Genomic DNA, 13,063 nt, shown 5'->3' with positions numbered 1-13,063 from the left:
GCTATTCGCTCCGGCTCGCCAGCGCGTTGACGGCGGCAACGGTGATCGCGGAGCCGCCGAGGCGGCCCTCGACGGTCAGCGCCGGTACCGACGGATCGGCCATCAGCGCCGCCTTGGATTCGGCAGCGCCGACGAAGCCGACGGGGCAACCGATGATCGCCGCCGGTCGCGGGCAACCGCGGTCTTCCAGCATGTTGAGGAGATGAAACAGCGCGGTGGGCGCGTTGCCGATGGCAACGATCGCGCCGTCCAGATGCGGCCGCCACAACTCCAGCGCCGCCGCCGAGCGCGTGTTGCACATAGATTGCGCGAGCGCAGGAACAGCCGGCTCGCCGAGCGTGCAGATGACGGCGTTACCGGCCGGCAATCTTGCGCGCGTGATTCCTTCCGAGACCATGCGCGCGTCGCACAGGATCGGTGCGCCTCTCTGCAACGCCGCGCGGGCAGATGTGGCCATGCCGGGCGTGAAGCGGATATGCGTCTCCAGGCCGACCATGCCGGCAGCATGGATCATCCGCACCACCACCTGTTCCTCATCCGGCGTGAAGCGCGAAAGATCCGCCTCGGCCCGGATGGTCGCGAAGGACTGCCGGTAGATTGCCGCGCCATCGGTCTCGTAGACGTGCGGCATCAGTGCCCTCCCACCAGGATGGAGGGATCGCTGACGATGTCGGCGCCGTTCAGGCCACGCAGGACCGGCTGATCGCGCGTCGAGCCGTCGCGGACGAGATCGAAGCCGGCGCTGGTCGCAACCAGCGTCACCGCCGAGGCACCGGAACGGGCGCAGCCCTTGGCGCAACCGGACACGTGAAGCCGCGTATCCGCGCCGATACGCGGCGCGAGCGCTGCCGCCAGCGCGCGTGCGTCGGCATGCGCCTCGCGGCAGCGCGGGGCGCCGCTACAGGCGATGACGCGCAGCGCGGGATCGTAGGGCTCCGTGATGAGGCCTGCCGCGCTCGGCATCTCCCGTTTGCCCTCGCTCAGAACCATCCGCCATGGCGTCATGCGCAGCGCATGTCCGCATCCGGCGAATTGACGGAGCGTCGAGTGCAGCATCTGCCCGAACGCGACGCCGACCATTGCGCCTTGCGGATAGTGCCCGGGCCGCAACGCAGCCATCACGGGGGCAGGCTCGGTCTCACCGCGCAAGGTCACGGGCAATGCCACGCCGGCCGCGGTGTGGGCGGCCATGCGCCCCCGCCCGCCCTTGGCACCACCGGAGACCATGAACCAGTTTGCGAGCGCGAGGGCCGCGCTCACTGCCGCTCCGCGTGCGACGGAGCGACCGAGCCTTGCGCCATCGGCCCGCACCAGCAGCCGGCCGCCACGATCGCGTTCGATGCGCACGTCGGCGGAATCGCCGGCCAGCACGCGCGACTTCCCATCATCGATGGCGAAGCCGAATTTGCTGGGAAGCGCGAGCGCGCTGTCGGCGAGCGCTTCTTCAAGCTCCGCGGCAAGCGACTGCGTCTCGTCACTGGGGCTCCAGAACGGCGTCACCAGGATGTTGCGCCGAGCTTCGGTGTCGGCGTCGTGGTCGAGCAACCCCAGCGACGCGAGTCCCTCGAGCACTAGCCGATGCCCCTGTTCGTCGACGCCCCTGATCTGGAGGTTCGCGCGACTCGTCACGTCAACGAGGCCGTTGCCGAAGCGTTCAGCAAGCTCAGCAAGTCCGGCAACCTGTGCTGCTTCAAGACGCCCACCGAAAGGACGCACCCGGACCACGAGCCCATCGCCCGATTGCATCGGCCGCAGCGCACCGGGACACCAGCCCTTGACCGAAAACGCGCTCATGACGCCTCCCGCAACGCAGCCGCGATCGAATTACGGCGCGTTCGCCAGAGTAAAGCCTCGTGCAAGCGCGTGAAGCAGGTCTCCATCGCGGCCAGAGCCGCCGGATTTTCCTGCGCCATGAAGCCGCGGACGCCGTCGTCGCCGAGCGTGGCATCGTAGTAGAGATCGAACAGATGCGGCGGCACGGCTCCGGCCAGATGCGCGAACGCCGCCATATGCTCGAGCGTTGCCGTAATCTCGGCAGCGCCGCGAAAACCGTGGCGCATCATGCCGGCGATCCAGGCCGGATTGGCCGCGCGCGCACGAACCACGCGCGAAATTTCTTCCGTTAACGTCCGCGCATGCGGCTCGTCGGGACGAGTCGCATCGAGATGATAGAGCGACGGCGTAGCCGCGCCGAGCCTCGCGGCCGCGGCCGCAACACCTGCTTCGTGAGCAGCATAGTCGGCCGCGAGCAGTAGATCCGTTTCCGGCAAGTCCTGAACGTGGACGAAAGCGTCGGCAGATGCGAGCCGCGATTCGATGCCGGCGCGATCCGGCTTGATCGCGCCGTCAGCGGAGAACGCCCAGGACGATGCCGACAGCCAGGCTTCGCCCGCCGCTTCGCGGCTATCAGACGTGAAAACGTCCGGGATCGACGACAGACCGATCCCGTACTGGCCCGGGCGCGGCGCGAACACGCGGGATGCACGATGGCGATAGGGATTTTCGTCGCCCTCGTCCTCGCGCGCCGAGAGCGCCTCGGCGGCGGCTTCAAACAATTGCGCCAGTTCTGCAAAGACATCGCGGAACAGGCCAGAGACGCGGAGCGTGACGTCGATGCGGGGGCGGCCGAGCTCGGCCGGCGCGATGATGTCGTAGCCGGTCACGCGGCCAGAGGCGTGGTCCCAGCGCGGCGCGAAGCCGGCCAGATGCAGCGCCATCGCAAACTCTTCGCCAGCCGTGCGCATCGTTGCCGAGCCCCAGAGGTCGACTACGAGGCCTTTCGGCCAGTCTCCGTGATCCTGCAGGTGGCGGCGCAACAGCTCTTCCGCGAGCTTGATGCCTTGCGCATGCGCCGACGGCGTCGGCACCGCGCGCGGATCGACCGCAAAGAGATTGCGCCCGGTCGGCAGCACGTCCTGGCGCCCACGATAGGGCGAGCCCGACGGCCCCGGCGCAACCCGTCTGCCCGCGAGCGCGGTGCGCAGCGCATTCCGCTCCGCCTCGCCGCAGGTGCCGCGGCCGAACACGTGCAAGCCGTCGCCGAATTGACTTTCCTTGAGATCGCAGACGAAACGATCGATCCGCGGGATGGCTTCCGCCGGTGCAGCCGACGCATCAAGGCCGAGATCGTCCTCCAATCCGGCGACACGGGCCTCGTCGCGGATTGCAGCAATCAGTCGTTGGCGGCGCGCGGGATCCAGACCATCGGCGGTCGAATATTCGTCAAGGAGTTGTTCGAGCCGGCGCAGGCCCTCCGGCACGGCGGACGCGGCAAGCGGCGGCGGCAGATGGCCGATGGTGACTGCGCCAGTGCGCCGCTTGGTCTGTGCGGCCTCGCCGGGATCGTTGACGATGAAGGGGTAGATGACAGGCAGGTCGCCGATCAGGGCTTCCGGCCAGCAGCTCAACGACAGCGCCACAGATTTTCCGGGCAGCCATTCCAGCGTGCCGTGCGCGCCCATGTGCGCGACGGCGTCGATGCCCTGCGCTCGAAGCCAGAGATAGAAGCCCACATAAGCATGGCGCGGCGTGCGCGCGAGATCGTGATAGTCGGCACCGCGGGTAGTTGCGTCACCGCGCTCGGGCTGGACTGCGATGATCGACTTGCCGCACGTGATCGCGGCAAAGTGGAACGCGCCACCGCGGCAGCTTGGATCGTCCTCCGGTGCGCCCCAGGCACGCGCGAGATCATCCTGCAAGTCCTGTGGAAGACGCGAGAGCGCCGCGCGATAATCGGCGACGCTCCAGGTCAATTGCCGGTTCAGCAGGGTCCCGCCGAGCGCTTGTGTCGGCACAACGTCGTAACCGGCGCCAGCCAGGTCCGACAGCAATGCCTCGACCGAGGCGAGCGCATCCAGCCCAACCGCATGCGCGATCTGGTGCGGGCGTCCTGGATAGTTCGAGAGCACGATCGCCAGCCGTTTTTCACTTGTCCGCTTCTCCGCAAGCCGCTGCCAGGCAGCGACGCGCGCAGCAACGGCCTTCACGCGCTCTTCATCTGCGCGATGCGCAAGGTGCGCGAATTGCAGATCAGGATCGCGCATCGCGGCCGACTTGAAGCTCACCACGCCCGCGAACAGACGGCCATCGACCTCGGGCAGCACCACATGCATCGCAAGATCGCCGGGCGACAGGCCTCGCAGCGAGGTGGCCCAGTCCTCGCGCCGCGCCGTCGAGAGTGCGACCTGAAACACCGGGCATGGAACGGCATCGAACGGCGTCGTGCCGTCATTCCCCATTGCCGAGAAGGCCGTCGCATTGACGATCGCGGCGGCGGGATTTTGCGCAAGATGAGTTCGCAACCAATCCGCAACGCCCGCAGCCTTCAGCGAGGTGACGAACACGCCGTAGGCGTCCAAACCCTTGTCGCGCAGCGCCGCGATCAAGGCATCGATCGGGCCTGTATCCGCGGCCGCGAGATACGAGCGATAGAAGGTCACCAACGCGTACGGCTTGCCCTCGCTGGCCGTCGGCGCCACAATGACACCGCGCGCTGGATCGTAAAAGCCCATCTCGGGAACAGTCATTTCGCCGACGACCGGCCCGGCATAGAGGCCGGACGCCAGCGCAAGCTGCGCGATCGCGGCTTGAGCTGCGACAGGGCCGCCGGTGTCGCAGAGCATCTTCAGCCGGCGCAGCGTCGAGACCGGCAGGGTCGAGTACGCGTTCAGGCGCGCGTCGTCGCGGCCGTCGGCCGGCAGTACGGCGAGCACGATGTTGCGGTCCTTCGCCAGTTGATGCAGGGCCGCGAGCCCATAGGACCAGTAGGACTCGCCGCCGATCAGGCGCACCAGAATGCCGCGCGCCTGCGACAGCGTGCGCTCGATATAGGTGTCGACCGAGAGCGGATGCCGCAGTTCCGCAAGGTTCGCAAGCCGCAGCGATGGCAGGCTGTCACGGCCGCGCCGCCAGCCGGCCGCGAATGCAGCGAGATCGGAATCCGAAAACGAGAGCGCCACGAGATCGGCCGGGTCCTGGCCGATGTCTCTTGGCGTCGCAGTCTCCTCGAGACCGCGGCTCTCGCGGAAGACGACGTGCATCAGCTACCGAGTCCTGAGATACCAAGTCTTGAGATACCAAGTCCTGAGATACCGAGTCCTGCCCTGATTGCGGCCTCATCGATATCGCCCTGCTCGCCGATCACGACGAGTTTCGACTGCCGCACGCCCGCACCCCAAGGCTTGTCGAACTGGTGCCGCACCCGCTCGCCGACCGCCTGGAGCAGCAGGCGCATCGGCTTGCCTGCCACCGCGATATAGCCCTTGGCGCGCAGCACGTTCTGCTCACGCGCCAGACGCTGGACCGACGCGACCAGCGCGTCGACATCGCTGACCTCCGGAAGGTCGATGACCACCGAGGCAAAATCGTCGTGCTCGTGCTCCCCTTCGCCGTCATGATGCGAGGGACGCGCGGCGAGATCGTTCTCCGCCGCGGCCCCAAGACCGAGGATGACGCGCGCGTCAATCGCGCCGTCGGTGACCGCCAGCATCGGCACGCGGCGCGACATCTCGGCGGTGATGGCAGCCCTGGCCGCTTCGAGTCCCGCCGCGCCGGCCAGGTCGGCCTTGGTCAGCAGCACGATATCGGCGCAGGCGATCTGATCCTCGAACACTTCCGACAGCGGCGTCTCGTGATCGAGATTCTCGTCCGCCGCGCGCTGCGCTTCGACCGCATCCGGGTTCGGCGCGAAACGCCCCGCGGCGACAGCCTCGGCATCGGCGAGCGCGATCACGCCGTCGACCGTGATGCGCGAGCGGATCTGTGGCCAGTCGAAAGCCTTGAGCAGCGGCTTGGGCAGCGCCAGACCCGACGTCTCGATCAAAATGTGGTCGGGCCGCACGGACCGTGCCAGCAACTGCTCCATGGTCGGAATGAAATCATCGGCAACGGTGCAGCAGATGCAGCCATTGGCAAGCTCGATGATGTTCTCTTCCGGGCAGCTGGCATCGGCGCAGGATTTCAAAATTTCACCATCGACGCCGACACTGCCGAACTCGTTGACGAGCACCGCGAGCTTCTTGCCGTTGGCATTGGCGAGCAGATGCTGGATCAGCGTCGTCTTGCCGGAGCCGAGAAAACCCGTGACGACGGTGACCGGGACTTTTGCAAGCGAATTCATTCGGCGGGCTCCGGCAGGGCGGCGATGGGAGGAATGCGGGCAAGCGATTGCTTGCGGAAGATTTCAGGCCGGCTGCGCCAGGGCACGATGCCGTCGGGCGCGCCAGCATAGGCCGCGGCGCCCGCGATCACGTCGCATGCATGGGCCTCCGACAGCCGGCCGTAGACATAGGACCAGCGGCCCGGCGCGCTGAGTGCGACCGAGCAACCCTGGCTACAGGCCGACAGGCATTCGACGGGAACAACGCTGACGCCATCGGGCACGCCGGCGTCGAGGATCGCGCCATGCAGGCGCTTGCCCGGCGAGGTCTCGCCCTCGCCAAGCGTCTGGCCGGCACGGCAGGTGATACAGACGTGAAGTGTGACGGTCATCGCCTCTTCCAGGATAAACAGCGGGAGGCGATGAGGCGCGCGAACCATTCTTGCGAAGGCCCGCTTCCCCGTCGCGGAACACCCCGTCCGCCGGTCCAAAACTTCCGCGCTGGCAGGTCTCCCGGCTTGCGGAGCAGGGCTTTCGCCCTTCGATCCCCGCCTTCCCGATCCCGCGAGGGGTCAGTGGCTTTGGGCATCTCTCCGGTCACGGTCGCGGGGGCGGCTGCATTTTGGACCCAAATCTTGCCGATTCGGACCCTATCGCATTCCCTCTTCGCCTGTCATAGGACAGGAACCAACACGGGCCCACCATTTGCCCACGGCCGCCACTTGTCAAGCCGAAGGACCCTGTCCGATGACACCTGAACCGGATACCCAAACCGTCGAGGAAACCGACGCCCGCCACGCCGCGAAAATGGTGAAAAAGAAGGTCGCCCGCGACAAGATCATGGCGACCAAGAGCGGCGAAAAAGGCCTCATCATCGTCCACACCGGCGCCGGCAAGGGCAAGTCGTCCTCCGCCTTCGGCATGATCGTGCGCTGCGTCGCCCACGGCTTTCCTTGTGCGGTCGTGCAATTCATCAAGGGCGCATGGGATACCGGCGAGCGGCGCCTGCTCACCGGCCATTTCGGCGATCTCTGCCAATTCCATGCGATGGGCGAAGGCTTCACCTGGGAGACGCAGGACCGCGCGCGCGACATCGCCGCTGCGCGCGCCGGCTGGGACAAGGCCAAGGAGCTTATTCTCGATTCCAGCTTGCGCATGGTCGTGCTCGACGAGATCAACATCGCCCTGCGCTACGACTATCTCGACATCGGCGAAGTGGTCGACTTCCTGCGAACCAGCAAACCGCCGATGACGCATGTCGTGCTCACCGGACGCAATGCCAAGGATGAGTTGATCGAGATCGCCGACCTCGTCACCGAGATGACGCTGGTCAAGCATCCATTTCGCTCCGGCATCAAGGCGCAAGCCGGCGTCGAGTTCTGAGACCTCGCAATGGCGCGCGCATTGATGATCCAGGGGGCCGGCTCGGACGTGGGCAAATCGCTCATCGTCGCCGGCCTCGCGCGCGCCTTTACCCGCCGCGGCATGCGCGTGCTCCCCTTCAAGCCGCAGAACATGTCGAACAACGCAGCGGTCACCGTCGACGGCGGCGAGATCGGCCGCGCCCAGGCGCTGCAGGCGCTCGCCGCGGGCGCCGAGCCGCACACCGACATGAATCCGGTGTTGCTCAAGCCCGAGACCGATGTCGGAGCGCAGGTGATCGTGCAGGGAAAACGCATCGCAACCGCTCGGGCGCGTGAATATGCGGCGATGAAACCACAGCTGATGGGCGCGGTGCTGGAGAGCTTTGAGCGGCTGAAGGCACGCGCCGATCTCGTGCTGGTCGAAGGCGCCGGCAGCCCGGCCGAGGTGAACTTACGCAAGGCCGACATCGCCAATATGGGATTTGCGCGTAAGGCCGATGTGCCCGTCGTGCTGGTCGGCGACATCGATCGCGGCGGCGTCATCGCCCAACTCGTCGGCATCAAGGCGGTGATCGATCCGGATGATGCGGCGATGATCCAGGGCTTCGTCATCAACAAGTTCCGCGGTGATCCCACTCTGTTCGACGATGGCTACCGGCTGATCGAGCAGAAAACCGCCTGGCCCGGCTTTGGCGTGCTGCCCTGGTTCGCGCGCGCCGGCGAGCTGCCGGCCGAGGATGCGCTCGGATTACGCGATGCGCGTAAGCCGGGTCAATGCAAGATTGCTTGCCTCGCGTTGTCGCGGATCGCCAATTTCGACGATCTCGATCCACTCAAGCTCGAGCCTGGAGTCGATCTCGTGATGGTGCGCCCAGGCGAAGCGATCCCCGGGGATGTGCGTCTCGTCATCATTCCCGGCTCCAAATCGACGCGCGGCGATCTCGCTTTCCTGCGCGCGCAAGGCTGGGACATCGATCTCGTGGCGCATCACCGCAGAGGCGGCCATGTGCTCGGCCTCTGCGGCGGCTATCAGATGCTCGGACGCAGCGTCGCCGACCCTGATGGAATCGAAGGACCTGCCGGCGAAACGCCGGGTCTTGGACTTCTGGATGTAACGACAGAGATGAGCGCGCAAAAGACGCTGACGCGTGTCTCGGCCGTGCATGCGGTCACGGATCTACCGATCCAGGCCTACGAAATCCATATCGGCCACACCGACGGGCCGGATCGCGCCCGCCCCTTCGCGAGGCTCGACGGCGCGCCGGAAGGCGCGATCTCGAGCGATGGGCGCGTGCAGGGCAGCTACCTGCATGGCCTCTTCACTTCGGACGATTTCCGCAGGGCATATCTCGCAAAACTCGACATTTCCGTCGGCGACGAACCGTATCACGCCAGGGTCGAAAGCGCGCTCGATGCGCTCGCCGATCACATCGAAACCCATCTCGATGTCGGAGGCTTGCTCGCGTTAGCGCGCTAAGCGTTCAGCGCGAAAGAAACTCGGCGAGGCGTGCCCATTCGGCTTCGCTGCCCGGCAGCCCCAGGCGCAGCCATGTCGGCCTCTGCGCGAAGACGCGCGACCATATCCGGCCACGCGCAAGTTTTTCCTGTGCGACAAGCGCGTCGGCTGTCTCGTAGAGACGAAACAGCGGCGTTCCGCCGAGGAGCCGCCAGCCCAGCGATTGCACCATGGCGTCGAGCCGAACACTGTCGCGAGCGAGGCGCGCTGACGTTGCCTTGGCCCAGGCCTCGTCGCGCAAGGCGCGGCGACCAACCGCGATCGCAGCCCCCGATACCGGCCAGGGGCCGGACATCGCCGCGAGTCTCGCAATGTCGGCCGCATTGCCGAGTGCAAACCCGAGCCGCAGGCCGGCGAGCCCATAGAATTTTCCAAAGGAGCGCAGGATCAACAGCCCTGCCCGCTCCGCTTCCGAAGCCAGCGACAAATGCGGAACGGCGTCGGCAAAGCTCTCGTCAATCACGAGGCGGCCGACGCGCGGCAGCAATGCGAGCAGATCCTTCGGTGGATGGCACCGGCCGTCGGGGTTGTTGGGATTGACGACAATGGCGAGGTCCGCGCCCGCCAGTGCGTCGAGCTCGCTGACCTGTTCGACCTCCCAGCCCGCGACTGACAGGACCGGCGCATACTCGTTGTAAGTCGGACCAAGAATGCGTGCCCGGCCGTGCGGCGCAAGTTGCGGCAATAATTGTATCGCGGCCTGCGCGCCGCCCATCGCGACGATCGGCGCGCTCGTGCCATAGGCGTGCCGCGCCGCCTGATGCAACGACTCGATCTCGGATCGCGACGGCAACGCATTCCAATGGCGCGCGTCGATCTCGCCCATCGGATAAGGCAGCCGGTTGATCCCGGTCGAAAGGTCGATCCAGTCCTCCGTGCGGCCGCCAAACCGCCGCTGCGCCTGATCGAGGTTCCCGCCGTGCTCACGCATGCCCTGTTCTTTCATGCGAGCGCCAGGATCGCAAGAACGCCGGCGAGCAGGAGCATGGCGCGGCGGTAGACTGCCAGGGCATGAGTGATGTCGGCGGCGCGCGGATCGCGCGCGCCTTCGTTGAGCCAGGGCTCGTTGGCAATGCTGTCGTGATAGACACGGGGACCGCTCAGTCGCACGCCCAGCGCACCGGCCATCGCCGCTTCCGGCCAGCCGGCGTTGGGCGAGCGATGACGGCGCGCATCGCGTGTCATGCACGACAGCGCCCCCGCTCGCCGCGGCGCCAGCAGCACGAAGAGAAATCCGGTCAGCCGCGCCGGAACGAAGTTGGCGACATCGTCGATGCGCGCCGCCGCCCAGCCGAAGGCCTCGTGCCGTTCGGTGCGATGGCCGATCATGGAATCCAGCGTGTTGATCGCCTTGTAGCCGACAATTCCGGGCAGGCCGAACAGCGCGCCCCAGAATACCGGCGCCACGATGCCGTCGGAGGCGTTTTCCGCCAGGCTCTCGATCGCCGCGCGCGCGATGCCGGCTTCATCGAGCGCCGCCGGATCGCGGCCGACGATACGCGAGACCGCATCGCGCGCGGCGGCGACGTCGCCGGCCTGCAAGGGTTTCGCGACGGCGGCGACATGGTCATGCAGCGAGCGCAACGCGACCAGCGGCCAGGCAAGCACGCCGACCAGCGCGATCTGGATCCAGCCAAACGACAGCGCGGATTGAAGCATCCAACCAACCGCAGCCGCCAGCGCGATCACGACGAGCGCGCCAGCGACGCCCGCCGCGCGGCGCAGCGCCGGCGGATCGGGCGCACGATTCCAGGCGGCGTCGACGGCGGCGATCAGCCGGCCGAGCCAGGTCACGGGATGACCGATCTGCGTGAACAGCGGCGACGGCCAGCCCACCAGGGCGTCCACCGCCATCGCCACCACCATCGCACCCGCAAAACCCACGTACGTCCCCCCGTCTCGCTCCATTCCTGTTGCGCAAAGCCCCGGCCCAGCGCAAGCCCCTCGGCGGCGGATTTCGGCTTTGTCTTTGCGCGCATTTGGTGATTAGTGCTGGCCGACAGGAGACTTTCATGGCCGTCATCTTGATCACCGGCGGAGCGCGATCGGGCAAGAGCAAGCGTGCCGAAGCGCGCACCCGCGCCTTTCCCGGACGACCCGTCTATGTCGCGACGGCCGAGGCGCTCGATGCGGAAATGGAAGAGCGCATCGCAACGCATCGTGCGCGGCGCGGAACCGATTGGATCGAGCGCGAAGTGCCGCTCGATCTCGCGCAGGCGCTGGTCGCGACCGATGGCGACGGCGCAAGGCTTGTCGACTGCCTGACACTGTGGCTTTCCAACCTGCTCCACGCGGAGCGCGACTGGGAGCGCGAAGTCACAGAGCTTGCCGGCGCCCTACCCCGCTTCAAGAGCCCCGTCGTTCTCGTCACCAACGAGGTCGGCCTCGGCATCGTGCCCGACAACGCGCTGGCGCGCAGCTTCCGCGACGCTTCCGGGATCATGAACCAGATCATCGCTGATGTCGCCGACGAGGTCGAGTTCGTCGTCGCGGGTCTGCCGATGAGACTGAAATGATGCCCCACGCCGAATTTCTGAAAGACGTCATCGCCGATCTCAGGATCGCGGTGTCGTTCGTCACGATCCTGCCAGTCGGATCGTCGAAGCCTGCCGGCGACGGTGCTGTCGCGCGTGCGACCTGGGCGCTGCCGGTCGCTGGGCTGCTGGTTGGCCTTTTCGGCGCGTTTATCTTTGCGGTCGCGAGCAAGTTGGGATTGACGCCGGGTCCATCCGCCCTGCTCACACTGGCCACGACCGCGCTCATCACTGGCGCGCTGCACGAGGATGGACTTGCCGACACCGCGGATGGGCTTGGCGGCGGCCGGACGCGCGCGCGCAAGCTCGAGATCATGCGCGACAGCCGGATCGGCAGTTATGGCGTTTGTGCGCTGATCCTGTCGTTCGGCCTGCGCTGGAGCGCGCTCGCGGCCATTGCAGACCCGTGGCTGGTCGCACTTGCGCTGTGCGCTGCGCACGCTGCGGCCCGCGCAGGCCTGCCGGCGTTCATGTCGCTGGTGCCCCCGGCGCGGCCCGACGGGCTGTCCGCGAGCGCCGGATCGCCCCCGGGGCGCAGCGTGGCCGTCGCCTTCGCTCTCGGAACCCTTTGCCTTGCCCTTGCACTCGGGCCGGGAAAGGCGCTGGTTGCCATGATCCTGCTGTCGCTCGCCGGACTGATCCTGGCGCGGCTTGTCGTGCGGCAGATTGGCGGACAGACCGGCGACACCCTTGGCGCGTTCGAACAGTTAGGTGAGATCCTGATCCTGCTGGTAGCAGCGGCCTTTCAGATGGGACGATGACCTCATGGTCGAGTTCGACGATATCTTTCGCCGGCAATTGCGCGACCTGTTCGTGTGGCGACGCGACGTCCGCCGCTTCCGGACCGATCCGCTGCCGGACGGCGCGATCGCGCGGCTGATCGAAACGGCTTGCCTCTCGCCATCGGTCGGCCTGAGCCAGCCCTGGCGCTTCGTCACCGTCGACGAGTCGGCACGGCGCCGCGATGTGATCGACGACTTCAAGGCCCGCAACGCCGACGCCCTGAATACCTACGCCGGTGAGCGCGCAGCGCGCTATGCCGCGCTGAAGCTCTCGGGCCTCGAACAGGCTCCGGGACACCTCGCCGTGTTCGCCGACAAGACCAGCGATATCGGCCACGGCCTCGGCCGCGCAACGATGCCCGAGACGATCGAATATTCTGTGGTCGCCGCGATCATCGCCATGTGGCTCGCCGCCCGCGCCGAGGGCATCGGGCTCGGCTGGGTGTCGATCCTCAGTCCGGATCGCATCCATTCCATTCTCGATGTGCCGGCATCCTGGAAATTCGTCGCCTATCTCTGCATCGGCTATCCCGAGGCCGAATGCGACCAGCCCGAGCTCGAGCGGGCAAACTGGGAACACCGGCGGGGAGCAGACGAATTCACGCTGCGGCGCTAGCGCGACGCGCTACGACTTGCGCTTGGATGTCGAGTGCACCGCGCCCCCCGGTGAAGATGTAGTTGCGAATGAACATTCATAAGTGCATTTTTTCATCAATTGTGAATCCCGGGCTTTCCGCGCTAAGCATCGACCTTGGGCCAAGCCAACGTGC

General features: G+C 66.7%; 12 protein-coding genes and 1 riboswitch. Of the genes, 5 read left to right on the top strand and 7 right to left on the bottom strand.

Features of this window, described 5'->3' with window-relative positions:
* Window position 1: 1 nt before the first annotated feature.
* From GWG65_RS05975 to GWG65_RS05955, 5 genes are read right to left on the bottom strand one after another with little or no spacing between them, the layout of a single operon-like run.
* A complete protein-coding gene (locus GWG65_RS05975; protein WP_275194479.1) occupies window positions 2–631 on the bottom strand; it encodes a precorrin-8X methylmutase in 630 nt (209 codons plus the stop codon).
* Window positions 631–1,794, bottom strand: coding sequence for a precorrin-3B synthase (gene cobG, locus GWG65_RS05970; RefSeq protein ID WP_275194478.1), 1,164 nt, complete (start codon window positions 1,792–1,794; stop codon window positions 631–633). Before cobG ends, GWG65_RS05975 begins: the two co-directional genes overlap by 1 nt.
* Window positions 1,791–5,039 carry a cobaltochelatase subunit CobN gene (cobN, locus tag GWG65_RS05965; RefSeq protein ID WP_275194477.1) on the bottom strand — a complete coding sequence of 1,083 codons (3,249 nt, stop codon included), beginning with the start codon at window positions 5,037–5,039 and terminating at the stop codon, window positions 1,791–1,793. Before cobN ends, cobG begins: the two co-directional genes overlap by 4 nt.
* Window positions 5,039–6,118: a cobalamin biosynthesis protein CobW gene (cobW, locus tag GWG65_RS05960; protein ID WP_275194476.1), complete on the bottom strand. Its 1,080-nt coding sequence runs from the start codon at window positions 6,116–6,118 to the stop codon at window positions 5,039–5,041. Before cobW ends, cobN begins: the two co-directional genes overlap by 1 nt.
* Complete coding sequence (locus tag GWG65_RS05955; protein WP_275194475.1) at window positions 6,115–6,489, bottom strand: DUF1636 domain-containing protein; 375 nt, start codon at window positions 6,487–6,489, stop codon at window positions 6,115–6,117. The genes cobW and GWG65_RS05955 overlap by 4 nt, the downstream gene beginning before the upstream one ends.
* A 93-nt stretch (window positions 6,490–6,582) precedes the next feature.
* Window positions 6,583–6,804: riboswitch (cobalamin riboswitch) on the bottom strand.
* 40 nt (window positions 6,805–6,844) lie between these two features.
* On the opposite strand from GWG65_RS05955, the gene cobO reads away from it, so the two are divergent.
* Together cobO and GWG65_RS05945 are read left to right on the top strand one after the other, a co-directional pair.
* Window positions 6,845–7,480 (top strand): cob(I)yrinic acid a,c-diamide adenosyltransferase, encoded by a 636-nt coding sequence (cobO, locus tag GWG65_RS05950; RefSeq protein WP_275194474.1) that lies wholly within the window; start codon window positions 6,845–6,847, stop codon window positions 7,478–7,480.
* Between the two features lie 9 nt (window positions 7,481–7,489).
* Window positions 7,490–8,938 carry a cobyric acid synthase gene (locus tag GWG65_RS05945; protein WP_275194473.1) on the top strand — a complete coding sequence of 483 codons (1,449 nt, stop codon included), beginning with the start codon at window positions 7,490–7,492 and terminating at the stop codon, window positions 8,936–8,938.
* Window positions 8,939–8,942: 4 nt separating this feature from the next.
* Here GWG65_RS05945 and cobD read toward each other — a convergent pair whose 3' ends face one another.
* Together cobD and cbiB are read right to left on the bottom strand one after the other, a co-directional pair.
* A complete protein-coding gene (gene cobD / locus GWG65_RS05940; protein ID WP_275194551.1) occupies window positions 8,943–9,908 on the bottom strand; it encodes a threonine-phosphate decarboxylase CobD in 966 nt (321 codons plus the stop codon).
* An 11-nt stretch (window positions 9,909–9,919) separates the two neighbouring features.
* The gene (gene cbiB, locus GWG65_RS05935; protein ID WP_275194472.1) at window positions 9,920–10,861 is read right to left on the bottom strand and encodes an adenosylcobinamide-phosphate synthase CbiB; all 942 of its coding nucleotides are present in this window, start codon (window positions 10,859–10,861) and stop codon (window positions 9,920–9,922) included.
* Window positions 10,862–10,989: 128 nt separating this feature from the next.
* On the opposite strand from cbiB, the gene cobU reads away from it, so the two are divergent.
* From cobU to bluB, 3 genes are read left to right on the top strand one after another with little or no spacing between them, the layout of a single operon-like run.
* Window positions 10,990–11,493: a bifunctional adenosylcobinamide kinase/adenosylcobinamide-phosphate guanylyltransferase gene (cobU, locus tag GWG65_RS05930; RefSeq protein WP_275194471.1), complete on the top strand. Its 504-nt coding sequence runs from the start codon at window positions 10,990–10,992 to the stop codon at window positions 11,491–11,493.
* Window positions 11,490–12,272 carry an adenosylcobinamide-GDP ribazoletransferase gene (gene cobS, locus GWG65_RS05925; RefSeq protein ID WP_275194470.1) on the top strand — a complete coding sequence of 261 codons (783 nt, stop codon included), beginning with the start codon at window positions 11,490–11,492 and terminating at the stop codon, window positions 12,270–12,272. Before cobU ends, cobS begins: the two co-directional genes overlap by 4 nt.
* Before the next feature lie 4 nt (window positions 12,273–12,276).
* Window positions 12,277–12,909 (top strand): 5,6-dimethylbenzimidazole synthase, encoded by a 633-nt coding sequence (gene bluB, locus GWG65_RS05920; protein WP_275194469.1) that lies wholly within the window; start codon window positions 12,277–12,279, stop codon window positions 12,907–12,909.
* Window positions 12,910–13,063 lie beyond the last annotated feature (154 nt).

It is taken from the genome of Bradyrhizobium sp. CSA207 (assembly GCF_029051685.1).
In the GTDB taxonomy this organism is placed as follows: Bacteria; Pseudomonadota; Alphaproteobacteria; order Rhizobiales; family Xanthobacteraceae; genus Bradyrhizobium.
Note: the sequence above shows the minus strand (reverse complement) of the source record. Positions and strands in the feature narration are given on the sequence as shown.